Origin of the sequence: Acinetobacter sp. NIPH 542 (assembly GCF_000369825.1) — a bacterium.
GTDB lineage: Bacteria > Pseudomonadota > Gammaproteobacteria > Pseudomonadales > Moraxellaceae > Acinetobacter > Acinetobacter oleivorans.
Genome location: NZ_KB850206.1, coordinates 2,488,210 through 2,509,746, shown reverse-complemented (window position 1 = coordinate 2,509,746; position 21,537 = coordinate 2,488,210). Strand labels below are relative to the sequence as shown.

At 39.6% G+C, this 21,537-nt stretch carries 15 protein-coding genes and 1 pseudogene; 8 read left to right on the top strand and 8 right to left on the bottom strand.

Annotation, left to right across the window (positions count from 1 at the left end; genetic code table 11):
- Positions 1-137: 137 nt before the first annotated feature.
- The 3 genes and pseudogenes from F886_RS17150 to F886_RS17140 all read left to right on the top strand — a co-directional run.
- Positions 138-5,825: pseudogene (locus F886_RS17150) on the top strand (BapA/Bap/LapF family large adhesin); the annotation flags it as partial.
- Positions 5,826-5,969: 144 nt separating this feature from the next.
- Positions 5,970-7,625 carry a glycoside hydrolase family protein gene (locus F886_RS17145; RefSeq protein ID WP_005307958.1) on the top strand — a complete coding sequence of 552 codons (1,656 nt, stop codon included), beginning with the start codon at positions 5,970-5,972 and terminating at the stop codon, positions 7,623-7,625.
- Positions 7,622-9,352 (top strand): CapA family protein, encoded by a 1,731-nt coding sequence (locus F886_RS17140; RefSeq protein ID WP_005307956.1) that lies wholly within the window; start codon positions 7,622-7,624, stop codon positions 9,350-9,352. Before F886_RS17145 ends, F886_RS17140 begins: the two co-directional genes overlap by 4 nt.
- A 5-nt stretch (positions 9,353-9,357) precedes the next feature.
- Here F886_RS17140 and F886_RS17135 read toward each other — a convergent pair whose 3' ends face one another.
- Positions 9,358-10,074, bottom strand: a complete 717-nt coding sequence (locus F886_RS17135) for a zinc metalloprotease (RefSeq protein WP_005307953.1) — start codon at positions 10,072-10,074, stop codon at positions 9,358-9,360.
- 81 nt (positions 10,075-10,155) lie between these two features.
- Here F886_RS17135 and F886_RS17130 point away from each other — a divergent pair, with 81 nt between their 5' ends.
- Positions 10,156-10,485, top strand: coding sequence for an MGMT family protein (locus F886_RS17130; RefSeq protein WP_081402301.1), 330 nt, complete (start codon positions 10,156-10,158; stop codon positions 10,483-10,485).
- 72 nt (positions 10,486-10,557) lie between these two features.
- On the opposite strand, the gene F886_RS17125 is transcribed toward F886_RS17130, so the two are convergent.
- From F886_RS17125 to carA, 5 genes are all read right to left on the bottom strand, one after another.
- A complete protein-coding gene (locus tag F886_RS17125) occupies positions 10,558-10,995 on the bottom strand; it encodes a universal stress protein (RefSeq protein ID WP_005307948.1) in 438 nt (145 codons plus the stop codon).
- 123 nt (positions 10,996-11,118) lie between these two features.
- Positions 11,119-11,751, bottom strand: coding sequence for a CatB-related O-acetyltransferase (locus F886_RS17120; RefSeq protein WP_005307943.1), 633 nt, complete (start codon positions 11,749-11,751; stop codon positions 11,119-11,121).
- Positions 11,752-11,825: 74 nt separating this feature from the next.
- Entirely contained in the window at positions 11,826-12,302 is a 477-nt protein-coding gene (gene greA / locus F886_RS17115) for a transcription elongation factor GreA (RefSeq protein ID WP_005307940.1), read from the bottom strand.
- Positions 12,303-12,390: 88 nt separating this feature from the next.
- Entirely contained in the window at positions 12,391-15,621 is a 3,231-nt protein-coding gene (gene carB, locus F886_RS17110) for a carbamoyl-phosphate synthase large subunit (RefSeq protein ID WP_005307939.1), read from the bottom strand.
- Positions 15,622-15,635: 14 nt separating this feature from the next.
- Positions 15,636-16,775, bottom strand: coding sequence for a glutamine-hydrolyzing carbamoyl-phosphate synthase small subunit (carA, locus tag F886_RS17105; RefSeq protein ID WP_005307938.1), 1,140 nt, complete (start codon positions 16,773-16,775; stop codon positions 15,636-15,638).
- A gap of 123 nt (positions 16,776-16,898) precedes the next feature.
- Here carA and F886_RS20075 point away from each other — a divergent pair, with 123 nt between their 5' ends.
- Positions 16,899-17,057, top strand: coding sequence for a hypothetical protein (locus F886_RS20075; protein WP_081399114.1), 159 nt, complete (start codon positions 16,899-16,901; stop codon positions 17,055-17,057).
- 29 nt (positions 17,058-17,086) lie between these two features.
- Entirely contained in the window at positions 17,087-17,674 is a 588-nt protein-coding gene (locus tag F886_RS17100) for a hypothetical protein (RefSeq protein WP_005307937.1), read from the top strand.
- 59 nt (positions 17,675-17,733) lie between these two features.
- Here F886_RS17100 and F886_RS17095 read toward each other — a convergent pair whose 3' ends face one another.
- Together F886_RS17095 and yhbY are read right to left on the bottom strand one after the other, a co-directional pair.
- Complete coding sequence (locus F886_RS17095) at positions 17,734-18,270, bottom strand: DOMON-like domain-containing protein (RefSeq protein ID WP_004790459.1); 537 nt, start codon at positions 18,268-18,270, stop codon at positions 17,734-17,736.
- Positions 18,271-18,286: 16 nt separating this feature from the next.
- A complete protein-coding gene (gene yhbY / locus F886_RS17090) occupies positions 18,287-18,610 on the bottom strand; it encodes a ribosome assembly RNA-binding protein YhbY (protein ID WP_004790462.1) in 324 nt (107 codons plus the stop codon).
- A 199-nt stretch (positions 18,611-18,809) separates the two neighbouring features.
- On the opposite strand from yhbY, the gene rlmE reads away from it, so the two are divergent.
- Complete coding sequence (gene rlmE, locus F886_RS17085; RefSeq protein ID WP_004790464.1) at positions 18,810-19,460, top strand: 23S rRNA (uridine(2552)-2'-O)-methyltransferase RlmE; 651 nt, start codon at positions 18,810-18,812, stop codon at positions 19,458-19,460.
- 133 nt (positions 19,461-19,593) lie between these two features.
- Positions 19,594-21,489 carry an ATP-dependent zinc metalloprotease FtsH gene (gene ftsH / locus F886_RS17080; RefSeq protein ID WP_034591375.1) on the top strand — a complete coding sequence of 632 codons (1,896 nt, stop codon included), beginning with the start codon at positions 19,594-19,596 and terminating at the stop codon, positions 21,487-21,489.
- The last annotated feature ends 48 nt before the right edge of the window (positions 21,490-21,537 follow it).

Genomic DNA, 21,537 nt, shown 5'->3' with positions numbered 1-21,537 from the left:
ACATCACCTGGACAGCAGTGTTCACGCCAGATGGCACAGGCACAGCACCAAGCATTGCCGTGGCTGACGGTAGCTACACTGATGTCTTGGGTAACTTGGGTACAGGCGATGTACTTGATGGTACAGACGGCTTTATTGTTGACCTTGTTGCACCGGTCGTGAGCTTCCCGGATGTATCGACCAACGATACCACACCTGCATTGACGGGTACGATCGATGATCCTGCTGCGACTGTGGTAGTGACTGTGGATGGCGTGGATTACCCAGCAACCAACAATGGTGACGGTACCTGGACCCTTGCAGACAATACACTTCCAGTGTTGGCAGATGGCCCGCACACAGTGAGCGTGACTGCAACAGATGTAGCAGGTAACGTTTCAACGCCGGTAACAGGCACAGTGACTGTTGATGCAACAGCACCAACCCTTGCAATCACGACAGATGACCTTGCACTTGCGGCAGGTGAAGATGCCAACATCAGCTTCACGTTCAGTGAGGCAGTAGCAGGCTTTGATGCAAGCGACATCACAGTGGTAGGCGGTACATTGACTGGCCTGACTACGACTGACAACATCACCTGGACAGCAGTGTTCACACCAGATGGCACAGGCACAGCACCAAGCATTGCCGTGGCTGACGGTAGCTACACAGATGTCTTGGGTAACTTGGGTACAGGCGATGTACTTGATGGTACAGACGGCTTCGTTGTAGACATCGTTCCACCAACGCTTGCGATCACGACTGATGACCTAGCTCTTGCCGCTGGTGAAACAGCGAACATTAGCTTCACATTCAGTGAAGCAGTGACAGGCTTTGATGCGAGTGACATCACAGTGGTAGGCGGTACATTAGGTGCATTGACTACGACTGACAACATTACTTGGACAGCAGTGTTTACACCAGATGGTACAGGCACAGCACCAAGCATTACTGTGGCGGATAATACTTACACAGACCTTGCAGGTAACTTGGGTACAGGTGATGTACTTGATGGTACAGACGGCTTTGTTGTAGACATTGTTCCGCCAACACTTGCGATTACGACTGATGATCTAGCTCTTGCAGCTGGTGAAACAGCGAACATTAGCTTCACATTCAGTGAAGCGGTTACAGGCTTTGATGCGAGTGACATCACAGTGGTAGGCGGTACATTAGGTGCATTAACTACGACTGACAACATTACTTGGACAGCAGTGTTCACACCAGATGGCACAGGTACAGCACCAAGTATTACTGTGGCTGATAATACTTACACAGACCTTGCAGGTAACTTGGGTACAGGCGATGTACTCGATGGTACAGACGGCTTTGTTGTAGACATTGTGCCACCGACGCTTGCGATCAGTGCAACAGACCTGAATCTTGCTCTTGGTGAAAGCACCACAGTAACCTTCACATTCAATGAAGCAGTAACTGGCTTTGATGCAACAGATGTAACCTTGACAGGTGGTACGCTTACTGGCTTGACCACAGCAGATGGTGGTGTGACCTGGACAGCGACCTTCACTCAAGATGGCAGTGCAACAGCACCGAGCGTTACTGTGGCTGATAATACTTACACAGACCTTGCAGGTAACTTGGGTACAGGTGATGTACTCGATGGTACAGACGGTTTTGTTGTAGATATTGTTCCACCAACGCTTGAGATCACGACTGATGACCTAGCTCTTGCGGCTGGTGAAACAGCGAACATTAGCTTCACATTCAGTGAAGCAGTTACAGGCTTTGATGCAAATGACATCACTCTTATTGGCGGTACGTTGAGTGCATTGGTTACAACTGACAACATCACGTGGACAGCAGTGTTCACACCAGATGGTACAGGCACAGCACCAAGCATTAGTGTGGCTAATGGTACTTATACAGATCTTGCTGGTAACTTGGGTACAGGTGATGTACTCGATGGTACAGACGGCTTTATCGTTGATATTATTGCGCCAGTAGTCGGCTTCACAAATGTAACTACTAATGATGATACGCCACCATTGACTGGTACGATTGATGATCCTACCGCGACTGTTGTAGTGACTGTTGATGGCTTGAACTATAATGCGACCAACAACGGTGACGGTACTTGGACGCTTGCGGACAATACACTTCCTTCATTAATCGATGGTCCACATACTGTAAGTGTAACTGCAACAGATCCTGCGGGTAATGTATCGATTCCTGCAACTGGTACGGTAACGATTAGTTCGTCTAGTATCATTGCCTTTGATAACACTGATACAGCAGTACTTGCACCTCAACCATTGCTTGTACAAGATGATGCAGCTCTAGGTAGCAAAACGTACTTAGCTCTTGTGTCACTTGCTGGACTTGATTTGCAACTTGGTTCTGAAGCGATTGGCTTTACAGTTGGTGCAGGTGATGAAGGTAATGCAACCTTTACGTACAGTGCTTTAATTGGAGTAAATGCATTATCTGATTACTCTCTAGTTCTTCAGAAATTTGATACAGCAACTGGACAATGGACTTCTGTCTATGGTGGTGGCCAAGCAGACATTCTTGACCTTACTTTATTAGGTACAACTCCTAGTGTAGTAATTGATGGTTTAGAAGAAGGTCAATACCGTGCATTCATGACTTATAACGGTCTTCTAGGTATTGGTTTACTTGGTACCTTAACTGGCACAATAGATGTTTATGACACGACGCAAGTAGGTGGATACTACACTGAAGTTGCTGATGGTAACGTCATCACAGAAGTGAATGGTTCAGGTGAAGTAGACATCGTGACCCCAACAACAGTTGTAAGTGCAGTTAACGGTCAACCTGTTGTAGCAGATGGTACGATCATTAATGGTGCTTATGGTACTTTGGAGATAAATCTTGATGGTTCATATATTTATACTCCTACTGCAAGTGCAGCTGGTGTAGGTCAAACAGATGTGTTTGTCTACACATTAACCGATCCTACAACTGGGGATACTGCTCAAGCAAATCTCAATATTCAATTGAGCTCTGTGAAAGCAGCAGACAACCTAGCAGTGGCTGAAATTAATCCAGAATCGTTGCTTGTTGCAGATGACGTAGCTCTTGGTAGTGCAAGTTACTTAGCAGCAGTTTCTCTCGCTGGTTTGAACTTACAATTATTAGGTGATGCAACCATTGCATTTAATGTGGATGCAGACCGAGAAGGTACAGCTACATTTACCTTCAGTGGACTACTCACTGCGAATGTATTAAGTGACTACTCACTAGTTGTTCAAAAATACGATGCAACTACTGGACAATGGGTATCTATTGGTGGAACTAACCCAGAAGCTTCGCTCATTGATTTATCTCTGATTGGTGGAGTAGCAACTGCTGTAGTGGATGGCTTAGAACCAGGTCAGTACCGTGCATTTATCGGTTATGACGGATTGTTAGGTGTAGGTCTAGGCGGAACATTAACTGGTACGATGGATGTCTATAATCCATACATCGTGGCTGGTTACTCTGTCGAGCCAATTTCTGGCAACGTTATTAAAGATGTTGGTATCAACGGTGCAGTTGATGCTGCAACCCATGACGCTATTATCTCAACAGTTAATGGAAATGCAGTAAGTGCAACTGGTACAACTACGATTGCAGGTACTTACGGTACCTTGGTAATTGATCAAAATGGTAACTACACTTACACACCAAATGCGAATGGACTAAATCTCGGACAAGTTGATGAGTTTACTTATACGTTACTCGATCCAGTTACGGGCAATAGTTCTCAAGCGACTCTATATGTTCACTTGGATAGTGATAGTGTGGATATGACTTGGAACCCTAATGATCCATCTCAACCAGCTGTTATCACAAGCCCAGTTCCTGTTGATGCAATGGATAATGTTGATTCAGCAGCAATTGACATGGTTTATCCAACGACACAACAAGTCTTTGATAATGCAATTAGCTATAACTGGTTACTTGGTGTTGGTGGAGTTGTTATCGGTACTAAACAAGGTACTGCGACATTTACAGTTGACCCAGGCCATATTACTGAAGCAATTATCTCAGTGAACTTTGGTTCAGTTGCAACGATTGTTGATGGTTTACACGTGGTATTAACACGAGTTAATCCAGACGGCACTCGTACAGTAGTAGCGGATAGTGCAGATACAGGGGTGCTTGATTTATTAGGTATCTTTGGTTCTGAAGTGAAATTCAAGGTTGATAACTTAGGTTCTGGTACTTATGAGTTGTTTATGGAGAGCAATACGCTTCTTACAGCTCTAGGTAGTGTCACTGCGGATATTACTTTGAATAATGGTGATATTACTCAAGTACCTAGCTTAGTAGTGGATCCTATCATTGGTAATGTTCTGTCAGATGATAACTCTGCTGTATATGGACCAAACTATACGCCCGATTACATTACGACAACTTCAGTTGTGACTTCGGTAACTTCTGAAAATGGTAATACATCAGCTGTGAGTGTAGGTTCATCAGCAACAATTGTTGGTGCTTATGGTACTTTAACAATTAATGCGGATGGTACTTATAGTTATCAGGCTACAGCTAACACTTTAAATATAGGAAAAGTAGATAGCTTTACCTATACCGTGACAGACCCTGTAACTGGTAGAACAGATACAGCAACATTGCATATCCAAATTGGTTCGCCTGATGTGAATATCACTTGGGATACCGCTAACCCAGGTGTAGATGCGGTAATTCCTGCACCAGTCGCTAACGCGGATACTAATGATGCAACGATCAGCATGAAACAAGTAACTGATGCAGTTGTTGATGTGCCAAGTGGTAACGTATCACTTAGTACATTACCACCAGTTTTAAGCAGTACAGTGACATCGAACCAATTTGTTGTTGCTGCTAATACTGTAACTGATGTACATGTTCAGCTGAATTATTTAGCATCTTTAAGTTTATCTGTTCTACCGACGACTGGTTATAAGATCCAACAGTTTGTTGGTGGAGTATGGGTAGATACAGTTTACTCAGGTTCTTCGACAGCCTTGGCAGGTATACTCGGTGCTCCGGCATTCTCGGCAGATGTGTCTCATTTATCTGCTGGTACTTATAGAGTTGTGTTTAGCTTATCTAGTTTGCTTCCAATTGGTAATATGTCACTTGATTCAGTTGTGACTACGAAAACAACTCATCTAGATCAATACACACCTGATGGTTTAACCGATTGGATTCATGGCAATATCTTGGTAGGTGATACTACTGGTGGGGTTGCAGATACTACAGTGGCTTCTCAATTGTATGTTGAAGTTACACCAGGAAACTATCAAATTGCCGCTGGTCAAGCGATTAATACTGGTGAAGGTACCCTCTATCTCTACAATGATGGTTCGTACTACTACAAACCATTAGATAGTGCAGCAAATGCTACGATTGATACGATTAACTACAAACTTGTATCAGTTACGGGCGCTGAATCTGCCAGCACATTAACGATTGATTTGAGTCAAGAATTGAATAGTCTTGCTGTAAGTACAAGTGCGAATGATACGTTTACGCTTGGTAATGGCTCGGATACCTTGATCTACAATACATTGACAGCTGCAAGTGTGAATAGTGCAACTGGTGGTAATGGTGTAGATGTATGGAATGATTTCCATGTAGGTAATACGGCAACTGATACTCAAGCTGACAAGATTGATATTAGTAACTTATTACTTGGCAATCCAAATAGTTTAACCATTGGACAATATGTATCTGTAAGCTATGATGCTGCGACTCAAAACGCTACGATTAGTGTTGATCGTGATGGTTTAGGTCTTACTTATTCAAATACTCAATTGTTGACGATTCATCTAGACGAATCTCGAACTTCATTGACCCTCAATGATCTTCTCAACAATGGTCAAATTATCTATTAATAGATAATTAACCAAATAAAAAAAGAGCCTTCGGGCTCTTTTTTTATGTTTAAACAATACGTTAATCTAGCTTTTAGCTTGTCCGTGCTATGATGTATTGAAAACTTTATAGAACAACAAATAACGAATAGGGACTGAATTCGAGTGACGGCATTTTTAAACTTTCAAAGACAACTGAACCTTTGGTTAGAGCAAGTTGTTCAGCACGTTCCTAGTCTTAAACAGAATATTATTTTATTTTTATCTTATGGTCCTAAAGACCAAAGATGTAGTGTCTGGCACAGTGAGAAAACAAATTTAGAGCAGGCCAAAAAACAATTATTAGATTTTATTAATGAACAGTTTGCACAGTCACCGCTGGCTGAATATATAAAAATTGATGTGGCTTACAACTTAACGCAACAAGCTTGGAAGGAAGTAGAGCAACAGGTTCACCATCAATTTCACAACAACCACTACCGTAAAGGGATTGGATTTGATGAACACTGTTCAGTTGCTTTCCTTGAACAAGAGATTTATGGAAAAGCAATCATTCGAGGCTTGAGCTACGACAAACCGAACTTTTTTGATGAAACAAACCTAAATTATGCAGTTAAGCAAAAATATAACGCTCCAAAACCACAGATTAAATTACAAGAGCTGCAAGATATTTGGACTTTTGATACCTACGCAGCATTTTATGAAAATGAGGAATTTATTAACTTAGCGAGTGGTTATGATGTAAATGGAATTAGAGGAATTTCAAGCAATAAAAAACAGCATTTTCAGCATTTAATTGAGCAAAATTCGGCATTTCTGCATGACCAGATTCAAGAAAATGGCAAATTTATTTATGGTTATTTTTCTGCCTATGATCGAGACATTCGTAACTACAATACGGTACGTCACTGTACCTCAGTGTATGCCTTACTAGAAACATTTGAGGTGCAAAATAAGCCTGAATATTCGCCTAAAATTCATGCCGCGATTCACTATGCACTGACCAACTTTTATAAAGAAAAAGACCTAGAAACTGCTTTTATGATTGATGGTAAAGAAGGTGAGTTGGAAATTAAACTGGGTGCCAATGCGGCAGCTATTTTAATGCTAACAAAATATCAAGAAATCACACAAAAAACTGATTATCAAAAATATGCAGAGAAACTCGCAAATGGTATTTTGAAATTAGTAGATTTAAATGGATCAACGACTCATGTATTAAATTATCCTAACTATGATTTAAAAGAAAAATTTAGAATTATTTATTATGATGGAGAAGCTGCTTTAGCTTTATTACGTTTATATCAAATTAACCAAGATTCTAGATTATTAGAAACAGTTAAATTAATGTTTGAATATTTTATTGAAAATAGATATGAAAAATATCATGATCATTGGTTAAGTTATTGTACCAATGAACTCACTAAAATATGCCCAGAAGATAAATATTTTATTTTTGGTCTAAATAATTATTTAAAACATTTTATTTTTATTCGAAATCGAAAAACGACATATGCAACTTTGTTAGAGATGTTAATGGCTGCTTATAAAATGGTGAGCCGTTTAAAAGAGCAGGGGCATACAACACTTTTTGAACAGGCTTATATGTCTGAGCTTCAAAAGCTAATTGAGTTTAGAGCAGATTTTCAAACTACAGGATTTTTTTATCCGGAAATGGCCATGTATATGGCACGCCCCGATAAAATTTTACATGCGTTTTATATTCGACATGACCGTTTTCGAGTACGGATTGATGACCAAGAACATAACTTGTCGGGTTATATCGCCTATGTAAAAGATTACAAAGGTGATGAGCCATGAAATATCAACCCGTTGAGATCAAATTATTAGCACATGTCGGCACTACAAGTTTTGATGAAGCTTTATGGCAATTCGAATTTGACGATGATGTCTCAACGCTATTACTCATCGACTATGCATTAGAGCAATTTCAGCAAAACAACATACAAGCTCAAGATGTCTATGCCGTGCCTGAACACCTATCTGAGCAAGTAGGTCAGCACAATCTAGGCTTAAAGCCTTCTGAACATTACACCTTTACTGAGCTATTACAGTTCTTAATTTTTACCCAAGCAGCAGATGTAAAACATGCTTTAAGCAATATGCTTTACGGTACAAGTAAAAAAGCGCATTTAATTTTGTCCGAAAGAGCTAATATCTATCACTTAAATTTTAAAAAAGAAGGTATACGAAATCAGCTAAAACATTTGTTTTTATTAATCAAAAATATTTATACCTATCCAGCTGAAATCAGAAAAGTTTTCTTTATTAAAGAGCTTATTTTTAAAGGAAAGCCTTATCTTCCCCAGACGCCATTAATGGCTCAATCAGTCGTAACGGTCTTATACCTCTCTAATTCGTTTCGAGAAATTTATCTCACGTTCTTTGAAGAAAACCAGACCATCGGTTTCTTTTCATTTTTAGATGATATTCATCGAATTGAACATTTGGTTCCTTACTATCACTGTTTTCAAGAGCAGAACGTAAAACCTAAAGTTTGCTCTACTCAAAGTGGCATGATCAACATTTTGGGAGATACTTATTTTGGGGAGATCTATACAGAAAAGCGCAAGTCTAAGGGGCAAAAAGATGCCCTACAACAATATGGATACAGCTATTCATTCGAAAAAATAAAAGCTTTTTTAGGTGAAAATGACTTAAATATCGCTAACTTTGAAGCAGTATTTTCTTTAGAAGATCAATCACTATTAACACATAAAAAGCCATTTATTCTTAAAGCTGAGGCTGAAAAAACATTAGCAGAATTTAAGAATATTCACCTTAACCATGTTGTGTTGGCCAATAACCATCTAAAAGATCATGGCAATAGTGGAATAACTTATACATTACAGCAATTTGATCAGGCCAATATTTCTTATATCGGTGCAGGATTAAACCAAAAAGATGCTCATAGCTACTTTGAAATCACATTTAATAACAAGCATTACACTATTTTTAACGGCTATTGGCACAGAGACACTGCCTATCTAGATTATGATTTTTATGCCCTAGGTCCTAAGAGTGGAGTTGCATGTCTAAATGGGGTTTTGCTTGAACAAATAGGTCGTTATAAGCAGACTAACCCTGAGCATAAAGTTATTGTTATTTCTCATTGGGGTATCGATTTTAAGCCAATTACAAAAGAGCAGAGCAAGCTTGCTGATATTCTGACTCAAGCTGGTGCGGACCTCGTTATCGGTCATGGAGCTCATACCATTCAATCGATTAAAGTGATTAATCAGAAGCCTGTAATATTTGGTATTGGCAATGCAGTTTTTAATAGCAATGGTGAATATACAGAGCAAAACGCTTTGCCGTATGGATGTATTGCTCGGCTAGATTTGTCAAAAGATCGACTGCGTTTATATCCAATCTATACCAATAATTTGAAAACATTTTGGCAGCCTTATCCAGTCAATGAAGACGACTTTTCAGAGGCCAGCAGTTATATGACTTCATTACTGACCTCTGAAAATTATTATGCAGCACAAGATGATTTAGGTTTTTACGTCGAAATGTGTTTTTAAAATCTTTATGGATAACGTTGGTAATTTTCTAAAATTGTTTGAAGTTGGACCGGTGTAAAACCTAAATTTCTAAGTCCACCGCTGCCACGTTTACATTCGGCACTCACCATGATGTTGGTTGGTGTACGTTTTGTAGCATTCGGCGCGCAAACATGTTTTAGTCCGAACACATGCCCCATTTCATGTACGCTACCAGCCTGAATATTATAATTGAGTCGGTTCCAATCTAATAAAACAAAAGGTTTACCATTATTACGAAATGCTCTACTTGTTACATCTTCAAATTTCCATTTAGTCGAGTAGGCATCATAAATAAAAACGATGACTTCCTTACTGGCAGTTCTTTTAGGAAAACAGGTGTTTACACTGGCAGGGATAGTTTCAGTAGAGATCGGGTAAGGTTGATTGATCTGCTGTTTTAAATCGCAATGTAATTTCGAAAACTCTTCGTAAGGGATATAACGGTGTAATTTGAATTTAAAAATCTTATTATTTTTATCATCTACATAATATTTATTTAATATTTTGATTTCTTTACGCATCTGCTGGTAATTATCAAACTTTGTAGCTTCTGGAGAGTTAGTGGTAAAAACGAAAGTGACAGGAACGATAGGACGGCCATCAATAGATACTTTAGGTACTTCTCCTGAAGGAATAGGAGGGCGAGTAGTACAAGAAGCACACAGTAAAGTCCCAGTAACCATCAATAATATTTTTTTCATGCAGATTTCCCTCAAGCCCACCTTGGATTGCATTTAGTTTTAGTCAAAAATTTTTATATGATATGAATTATGTCAATTTTTATGGAGTCCATTTTGACAACTCAGTATGAACTACATCGGCAGATTTTAGAAGTCATTGCTTTGATTCCTTACGGAAAAGTCGCAACTTATGGGCAAGTGGCTCGTATGGCAGGGTTACCTAAACATGCGAGATTAGTGGGCTATGTTTTGAAACATCTTGAAGCGGATCATCAAGTCCCTTGGTATCGGGTTATTAATTCTCAAGGCAAAATTAGCCTAAGCAAATTTAATGACAAGGGTGAAAATATTCAGCAGTTAAAGCTAGAAGCTGAAGGAGTCTATTTGTTAAATGGTAAAGTAAATTTAAAGCAATTTGCTTGGCAGCCTTGAAATACTGAAAAGGCTATTTTTTAAAAATCATTGCCTAAATTATTAGAATTAACAAAATAGGCAATATTGAAATTATCGAACAATTAAAACAGGAATATGACTTTCGCCTAAGACTTTTTGTGCAACACTACCCAGTACAAGTTTTCGGACCCCTGTACGGCCATGAGAACCCATGACAATCAGATCTGCATTTAGGTCTTGAGCAGCCTGAATAATCTCTTCATGTACAACAAAACCTTCAAGTAGTTTGGTTTCGACAGTAATGCCTTCATTGGCAAATTCTTGTTTTGCGTGTTCTAAAATATCGAGTAAATAGGTTCTTGTCCGTTCAATCAAATCATTCGTTTGACCAGTTTTTACATAGGCGTCAGCAATAAACGGATCAAGAGCCATCACTTGCACAACCGTAATTTTACTATTTAACGCTTTTCCCAGTTTGATTGCCTCTTTCATGGCAATTAAAGAAGTTTCAGAACCGTCAATTGGTACAAGAATATGTTGATATAACATGAGTGTTTTCCTTATTGTAATGATGCTTATTTATTCAATACTTTATACTTATTTTTTGACGATTTAAATTCAAGCACGTAATCATTTGTGAGTTTATAACAACAAATTTTTGTAGATATATTTTTATAGATTCCGCAAATTTTCCATATGTGTAGATAAAGCATCTATATCATCAGTTTGTAAATATTCGCGTATTTTCAAAATTTGCTTCTCATCCAAATCATAGAGTTTTAAAGCAAGCAGTTTATTGATTTGTTCTTGTGGAAAACGATATTTAATAATTTTTGCAGGCACGCCACCTACAATTGCATAGGGGGGAACATCTTTAGTGACCACAGCACCGGTTGCAACGACAGCACCTTCACCAAGTTTGACCCCTTGCATAATCATTGCACGGCTACCAATCCAGCATCCATCGGCAATTACAGTATCACCAGCTGTTAAAAAGCTGCGGGTATCAAAAGGGAAAGTCGAAATCCAGTCTGGTCTATGAAGTTGATTGCCACCCATCATGATGACGCATTCAGCGCCAAAGCAAACAAAATTACCAATATGAAGTTGATCAATTGGTTTATCAGGTGTCGAGGCTTTATCATGTAAATAACGCACGACACAACGTTCAAAACCTTGATCCCAATAGGCTGAATAATAAGAATAATGACCGCTGATATGAATATTGGGGTTTTTAACAGTTTTATGGATAAATTCAAACTCACACCAATGACGAACTGGAGTGTTAATTAAAGAGTTATCCATGTGTGATTTCCCAAAAATATATCGATGATAGTGAATAAAAACCCCTCATAAAGAGGGGCTAGTTGTGCATTATCTTAGAGATATTCTACACTTACGATTTCATATTCGACTTCGCCTTGAGGAGTCACGATTTTTACTTCATCGCCTTCACTCTTACTCAAAAGACCACGTGCGATTGGTGAATTCACCGAGATTTTATTAATTTTAAAATCTGCTTCGTCATCGCCAACAATTTTATAAGTTTTACGTTCTTCAGTATCAAGATTTTCAATTGTTACTGTTACACCAAAAACAACACGGCCATTTTGCTCAAGTGTTTTAACATCAATTTCTTGAGCAGCGCCTAATTTACCTTCGATATCCTGAATACGGCCTTCACAGAAACCTTGCTGTTCACGTGCAGCATGATATTCAGCATTTTCCTTTAAGTCGCCATGTTCACGTGCTTCTGCAATAGCTTGAATAATACGTGGACGTTCAACAGATTTTAAATGTTGTAATTCTTTCTCTAAGGCAATTTTACCTTCAGGGGTCATTGGATAGCGTTGCATTTTGGTCCCTCTTAATTTGAGAAAACACAGTTAAAAAAAATGAAAAAATCCCGCCACCGATAAGGTGACGGGACTTATCGGTAACAAATTAACCTACAGTTAAATCTTGCAAGCGGTATACATCCATTGGCAATTTCACATCAAAAGCTTGGCAAACAGCTTCTGCACCATTGATAGTCGTTGTGTAATACACTTTGCCTTGTAGGGCAGCACGACGAATCATTGCAGAGTCATATTGAGCCTGTTTACCTTCAGTGGTATTGACAATAAGGTGTATTTCACCATTTTTCAAGCGGTCAACAATATGTGGACGACCTTCAGTTACTTTATTCACAGATTCACATTCTAAACCTGCTTCTTTAAGCACTTGGTATGTACCACCTGTTGCAATAAGCTTGAAGCCATATGCAGCTAATTTCTTAGCGATATCTGCAATATATTTCTTGTCAGATTCACGTACTGATAGGAAAGCATGTTTTACTTCGCCTTCAGTTGGTAAACCTGGTAAGCGTTCATTTGAGCCTAAAACAGCTTTATAGAATGCTTCACCAAATGTTTTACCTACGCCCATTACTTCACCTGTAGATTTCATCTCAGGCCCAAGCATTGGGTCTACGCCTTGGAATTTAGCGAATGGGAAAACAGCTTCTTTCACAGCAAAGTGTGTTGGAATGATTTCTTTAGTAAATCCTTGAGATTCAAGTGATTGACCAGCCATACAGCGTGCAGCTACTTTTGCTAAAGAATCACCAATACATTTCGATACGAATGGAACTGTACGTGAAGCACGTGGGTTAACTTCAAGAATGTAAACATCATCGCCTTTAACTGCGAACTGAACATTCATCAAACCAACCACACCAAGTTCTTTTGCCATCGCAACAGTTTGACGACGCATTTCATCCTGAATTTCTTTTGATAAAGAATAAGGAGGAATTGAACATGCAGAGTCACCTGAGTGAATACCGGCTTGTTCGATGTGCTGCATAATACCGCCGATCACAACGTCTTTACCGTCAGATACACAGTCAACATCAACTTCAGTTGCATCATCTAGGAAGCGATCAAGAAGGACAGGGGCTTCGTTAGATGCCTGAACTGCTTCACGAAGGTAACGTTTAAGTTCTTCTTCGTTATATACGATTTCCATTGCACGACCACCTAGTACATAAGATGGGCGAACAACTAACGGATAACCTACTTTTGCAGCTTCAGAGATACCTTCTTCAGCAGATTTTACAATGCTGTTGTTTGGTTGACGAAGCTGTAAACGTTGGATCATTTGTTGGAAACGTTCACGGTCTTCTGCACGGTCAATTGCATCTGGTGATGTACCAATAATTGGTGTACCAGCTTCTTCTAAAGCACGTGCCAATTTAAGAGGTGTTTGACCACCGTACTGTACGATCACGCCTTTTGGCTTCTCAGTACGTACGATTTCAAGTACATCTTCAAGTGTTACAGGTTCGAAGTACAAACGATCTGACGTGTCGTAGTCAGTAGAAACAGTTTCAGGGTTACAGTTAACCATGATTGTTTCATAACCATCTTCACGCATAGCTAATGCAGCGTGTACACAGCAGTAGTCAAATTCGATACCTTGACCAATACGGTTTGGACCGCCACCAATAACCATGATCTTGTCACGATTTGATGGATTTGCTTCACATTCTTCATCGTAAGTTGAATACATATATGCAGTACCAGATTCAAACTCGGCAGCACATGTATCAACACGTTTGTAAACTGGGTAAACACCCAAGTTCCAACGTTGTTTACGGAATTGCTTTTGTGAAATACCCATGAGGTGTGCAATACGAAGGTCAGATAAACCTTTGCGTTTGAAAGCACGGATATTGTCAGCGTTTAAGTCACCAAAACCTAAAGCTTTTACTTCAGCTTCAGTTTTAACGATGTCTTGAATTTGAATGAGGAACCAACGATCAATTTTGGTTGCTTCAAACACTTCATCTAAAGAGAAACCATGACGGAAAGCATCTGCTACATACCAGATACGCTCAGGGCCTGGAACTTTAAGCTCTTTTAAAATTGTTTCTTTTGCATTTGTTGCACCAGCTTCGATTTTTTCATCGAAACCGCTTACACCAACTTCAAGACCACGTAATGCTTTTTGTACAGATTCTTGGAAGTTACGGCCAATTGCCATGACTTCACCAACAGATTTCATCTGAGTGGTAAGAACTGGTTCTGCTTGCGGGAATTTCTCGAAGTTAAAGCGAGGAATCTTCGTTACAACATAGTCAATCGATGGTTCAAAGCTTGCAGGAGTCACGCCACCAGTGATGTCATTTTTCAACTCATCAAGAGTATAACCAACAGCAAGTTTTGCTGCGATTTTTGCGATTGGGAAACCTGTTGCTTTAGAAGCAAGAGCAGATGAACGAGATACACGTGGGTTCATCTCAATGACAACCATACGTCCATCTTTCGGGTTAATACCGAACTGAACGTTAGAACCACCTGTTTCAACACCAATTTCACGAAGAACTGCAACTGAAGCATTACGCATCAATTGATATTCTTTGTCTGTTAATGTCTGAGCAGGAGCAACGGTAATTGAGTCACCCGTGTGAACGCCCATTGGGTCAAAGTTTTCGATCGCACATACGATAATACAGTTGTCGTTTTTGTCACGAACAACTTCCATTTCGTATTCTTTCCAGCCAATTAATGATTCATCAATCAATAACTGGTGAGTAGGAGAGAGGTCAAAACCACGTTCACAAATTTCAAGGAATTCTTCGCGGTTATATGCAATACCACCGCCCGAACCCCCCATTGTAAATGATGGACGGATAATTACTGGGAAACCAAAGCGTGACTGGATTGCTAAAGCTTCTTCCATGGTTTCAGCAATGGCAGCTTTTGGACATTCCAATCCAATTTTACGCATAGCGATATCGAAGAGTTTACGATCTTCGGCTTTCTCAATCGCTTCTTTGCTTGCGCCAATTAATTCAACATTATATTTTTCAAGAACGCCATGCTCATCAAGTGCGAGGGCACAGTTCAATGCAGTTTGACCACCCATAGTTGGTAATACTGCATCTGGACGTTCTTTTTCAATAATCTGTGCAACTGTTTGCCAAGTAATCGGCTCAATATAAGTTGCATCAGCCATTGAAGGATCTGTCATGATGGTAGCTGGGTTAGAGTTAACCAAAATAACACGGTAGCCTTCTTCACGAAGTGCTTTACATGCTTGAGCACCTGAGTAGTCAAACTCACATGCCTGTCCAATCACAATCGGGCCAGCACCAATAATTAAGATGCTTTTAATATCCGTACGTTTAGGCATTATTCGCTCCGTAATTACTGTTTAGATGCTTCGATAAGTTCGATGAAATGATCGAACAAAGGTGCACAATCATGTGGACCAGGGCTTGCTTCAGGGTGACCTTGGAAGCTGAAAGCTGGTTTGTCTGTGCGGTGGATACCTTGTAAGGTGCCATCGAACAATGATTTATGCGTTGCTTTTAAGTTAGCCGGTAAAGTTTCTGCATCTACAGCAAAACCATGGTTCTGTGAAGTAATCATCACTGTACCATCTTCAAGATTTTGTACAGGGTGGTTAGCACCGTGGTGACCATGGTTCATTTTTACAGTTTTTGCACCAGAAGCGAGTGCCAAGATTTGGTGGCCTAAGCAAATACCAAATACAGGTAATGTTGTGGTTTCAACAATAGTTTTTACAGCTTCGATTGCGTAATCACAAGCAGCTGGATCGCCAGGACCATTTGAAAGGAATACGCCATCCGGATTAAGTGCCAATACTTTTTCAGCCGGAGTTTCTGCAGGTACAACGGTTAATTTGCAACCGCGGTCTGCAAGCATACGTAAGATGTTGGTTTTGACACCGTAATCGTATGCAACTACATGATATTTTAATTCAGGTTGAGAGAAGCCCTGACCTAGAGTCCATGAACCTTCAGACCATTCAAAACCAGTTGGATCACAACATTCTTTTGCAAGGTCTAAGCCATTTAAGCCACCAAAAGCACGAGCTTTTGCAATTGCTTCTTCTTCAGTAATATTTTCACCAGCAAGGATGCATCCGTTTTGTGCACCAGTCTGACGTAAAATACGTGTTAATTTACGCGTATCAATATCTGCGATTGCAACAACATTGTGTTCTTGCAGATATTCACTAAGAGACTGCTCAGCACGGAAGTTACTGTGTAGTAGAGGAAGGTCACGAATAATTAAACCATTCGCCCATACTTTATGGATACGACCAGATTCAACGTCTTCCGCGTTACAACCAGTGTTACCAATATGAGGGTAAGTTAATGTCACAATTTGTTGTGCATAACTTGGGTCAGTCAAAATTTCTTGATAGCCAGTCATGGCTGTGTTAAAAACGACTTCTCCAGTCGTACTTCCCGTTGCGCCGATTGACGTTCCTTTAAAGATCGTTCCATCTGCGAGGGCTAAAATGGCGGGGATGCTCAAACCAAAGCTCCTGAATTTCGGCTGTAAAAAAGCGAGTAGACCCAAAAAAGATCGGCAATGTTTGGATAAAACATGCCCTCCCTATCGGTCTGCCCGCTTGTAACTTAACAGCGCATTATACGCATGGAACCCCTAAAAGTCTATTTCTTTTCTGCTAAAAAATATAATTCATTGCTTGCTTTTTATAAAAAAATTATCCACTCATCTGAATCAGATACTTTTGATAAATTGTCTAACAATTTGCAAGGAGAATTCTTTGAACTGGATTTATTGTATTGCTAGTTAAAAAATAAACAATATGAGGAAATAGTATGAGCAATAATGAAGTTTCAAAAGAGGTGAGTGAAAAAACTCAAGCAGTAGTTGAATCAGTCAAAGCTGAGGTCAATGAAGTGAAAGAAACGATAGCTGCAACTACAACTAAGGCTAAAAAAACAGTAACCGCTAAAACAGCACAGGTAAAAGAAACTGTTGCTGAAAAAACTGAGCAAGTTAAAGAAGTTGCTACTGAAGCTAAAGCTCAGGTAAAAGAGGCGATTGCTGAAACTCAAGAACAAGTCCAAGAAGTTTTAAGCGAGGCTCAAGAGAAAATTGAAGCTGAAACTCATGAGTTAAATAGAAATATTCAAAATCAATTTGTCCAAATTAAACAAGATATTTTACAACGTCTTGATGTGATTAAGGCTCAGTTTAGTACTTCGCAAGAAGGCTTATCTGATCTTAAAAATGCTTTGAAAGCAGAAATTAATGCGCTTATTGAAGATTTAACAAAAGTGAGCAAAGAGCTTAAAGGTGATATTAGCCAGATTTCTTTAAAACACAAAGATTCTCTAAGTGAAAGTATTAAACGTACTAAAAATAATGCAGTCGAAGCTTGGAATAAAGCACGAGACAATTAATGATCTCTGCTTTGGTCCAGCTATAAAAAAGCGAGAATTAATTTCTCGCTTTTTTATTTTTAGAACTGATGTAACCAGTCACGTTTATTATGGAAATCTGCACTTTTTCCACTATGCTGCATTGCATAGTACTGCATACCTTCTTTGGTTTTTAAAACTGTAGTTAAACCTAAATAAAGGTTTGCCCATTTCAAGCGATGCTGTTGCATAAATTGCCCTAAATCGAGACTAACATTTAAGCCATAGTGAGTACGCTTGAGATGATTCAGTTCAATATCGTAAGCAGCAAGGGGAGGTATACTTTCTGGATAGCGATATTCTTCAAACTGATATGACTGCCATGCTTGAGAAGGGGAAAGATTAATTTCCCGATAATAATCTTCATCATGCACGCCAACAAAAATTTCGAAACAAGTTTCTTCCCACAAAAAATCTTGACGAGGATGAGCCGCGACTTCTTGAGGCCAGATAATAAGTTGATTTGGATCACGAATCCAAAAACCGATATTTAAAGTATAGGGTGCTTGCTGTTCAATTGCGCCAACAACGGAAACAGCATGAAAACGATCAAAAGCTGAAAGTTCGTAACTTGCCATAGTTTGTCAAATTAAATTAGTTTGCTAAGTGAGCGTGACGAACAAGATTAGACAAATGCTGGTTTTGTTTAGCTGCTTTTTTGTAAAGCAAAACAATTTTACCAATTTTTTGCACAGCTTCTGCACCAGTTGCTTCTACAATTGCTTCAATTGTTGCAGTACGTGCTTCACGGTCTTCACCAGCAATCTTAACTTTAATAAGCTCATGGTCGTTTAAAGCACGAAGCGTTTCTTCGATTACCGCGTCTGTTAAGCCTTGTCCACCAATCATGACAACTGGATTAAGCACATGACCAATTTGACGTAAACGTTTACGTTCATGGATAGATAAAGCGGCCATTAAAAATACCTGATTTTAAAAACGGCTTAGTATAGCAAAAAACTTAAATCCAGATGTACGAAAAACTGTATAAATAATCGATCAACATTATTGGAAAAAAACTGTAAAACTTAGTGAGATTAAGCTACATCCGTACTGTAATGAGAGTAATTTTCACGTACAATGAACGATCAGAAGTTTTTTTGATATTTAGTGAGTTATGGCAACACGCATTACAAACCAGAAATTGTCGAAAAGTAGTCGTGCGTGGATGAGAGAACATCTAGACGATCCTTTTGTTAAAAAAGCTCAAAAGGAAGGGTATCGTGCTCGAGCGGCCTATAAACTTCTTGAAATTCAAGAAAAATATAAGCTGATCAAGCCAGGCATGACGGTAGTAGATTTAGGCGCGGCTCCTGGTAGTTGGTCTCAAATCGCTGGCAAACTTGTTGGTAGCAAAGGTTTAGTGATTGCTTCCGATATTTTGCCTATGGATGCTTTGCCTGATGTCACTTTCTTACAAGGCGACTTTAGAGAAGAAGATGTATTTGAAAAATTGTTAAATATTTTAAATGGGCGACAAGTAGACATTGTAATTTCTGATATGGCCCCCAATACATCTGGTAATAGGGCTGTTGATCAACCTAGACAGATTTACTTATGTGAACTGGCTTTAGATTTTGCTCAAAAGGTTCTTGGTCCTAATGGACAACTTGTGGTTAAGGTGTTCCAAGGTGCAGGATTCGATGAGTTTCGTAAACAAGTAGTTGATAGTTTTGATGTGTTAAAAACAGTAAAACCAGCAGCTTCTCGTGCACGATCTAAAGAAGTTTTTTTGGTTGGACAAGGGCGTAAGAAAGCATTGCAATAAAGTTTACTTGCCAAGCTCCTAAAAATTGTGCATTTTGTACTTTTAGGTTATCCGCAAGCAATACAGTTGCTGCTTTTATGACGATCGGCCAAGATTGGGCATGATCAAATTAGATCGATATGGGAATAAAGCTTTGAGCGATTACTTCAAGAATGCCGTATTGTGGCTAATAATACTTGGTGTTCTGATTTTAATTTTCAGTAATATCAGTGACCGCAACAAGCCTACTGCGATGAAATATTCAGATTTCGTTGCAGCGGTGAATAGTGGCCAAATTAAGCAAGTCACAATTGACGGTTTAAATATTAATGGTGAAAAAACTAACGGATCACAGTTTGAAACTGTTCGTCCGCAAGTTGAAGACACTGAGCTTATGCCAAGCTTAAATAAACAAAATGTTGTTGTTGAGGGAACAGCTCCACAACGTCAAGGCATTTTGATGCAACTTCTCATTGCTAGTTTCCCTGTACTGTTAATCATTTTGTTATTCATGTTCTTTATGCGTAACATGGGTGGTGGTGCAGGCGGAAAGAATGGACCGATGAGTTTTGGTAAATCGAAGGCAAAAATGCTTTCTGAAGACCAGATCAAAGTCAATTTTTCTGACGTCGCCGGCTGTGATGAAGCAAAACAAGAAGTTGTTGAAATTGTTGATTTCTTAAAAGACCCTGCAAAATTCAAACGTTTGGGCGCGACTATTCCTCGTGGCGTACTTATGGTTGGTCCTCCGGGTACTGGTAAAACATTATTAGCTAAAGCAATTGCTGGTGAAGCGAAGGTTCCTTTCTTCAGCATTTCAGGTTCTGACTTTGTAGAAATGTTCGTGGGTGTGGGTGCGTCCCGTGTCCGTGATATGTTTGAGCAAGCGAAGCGTCACGCGCCATGTATCATCTTTATCGATGAGATTGATGCAGTTGGTCGTCACCGTGGTTCGGGTACAGGTGGTGGTCATGATGAGCGTGAACAAACCTTAAACCAGATGCTTGTGGAAATGGATGGTTTTGAAGGTAATGAAGGCGTAATCGTTATTGCTGCAACTAACCGTGTTGATGTGCTTGATAAAGCATTATTACGTCCAGGTCGTTTTGACCGTCAAGTAATGGTTGGTTTACCGGATATTCGTGGTCGTGAGCAAATTCTGAATGTACATTTGAAAAAATTACCTTCAGTTACAGGTGTGGACATGAAAGTGTTAGCACGTGGTACGCCAGGTTTCTCTGGTGCACAGTTGGCTAACCTTGTTAACGAAGCTGCATTATTTGCTGCACGCCGTAATAAAAATACGGTCGACATGCATGACTTTGAAGATGCAAAAGACAAAATCTACATGGGTCCAGAGCGTAAGTCGATGGTTCTACGTGAAGAAGAGCGTCGTGCAACTGCTTATCATGAAGCTGGTCATGCAATTGTTGCAGAGATTTTGCCTGGTACAGATCCTGTTCATAAAGTAACGATCATGCCACGTGGTTGGGCTTTGGGTGTAACTTGGCAGTTACCTGAACAAGACCAGATTAGCCATTATAAAGACAAGATGCTAAATGAAATTGCGATTTTGTTTGGTGGTCGTATTGCTGAGGAAGTATTTATCCAACAGCAATCTACTGGTGCTTCAAATGACTTTGAGCGAGCTACTAAAATGGCGCGTGCAATGGTTACTAAGTACGGTATGTCTGACAAAATGGGCGTAATGGTTTACGAAGACGAAAACCAGAATGGTTTCTTTGGAAATGTAGGAAGCCGTACAATTTCTGAAGCAACTCAACAGTTGGTTGATGAAGAAGTACGCCGTATTCTTGATGAGCAATATAAAGTTGCACGTAATATCTTAGAAGGTAATAAAGATATTGCACATGCAATGGTAAAAGCTTTGATGGAATGGGAAACCATTGATCGTGATCAAATTCGTGACATTATGGAAGGTCGTGAGCCACAACCACCTAAAGTCTATGTTGCTGAAAATCCAGTGGCTGCATTTGAACCACCAAAAGATGGTCCATCTACACCCCCACCATTACCAGCAATGAACTAAATGAGTTAAGCAAAAGAGCCACAGTCATGTGGCTCTTTTTTTATGCAT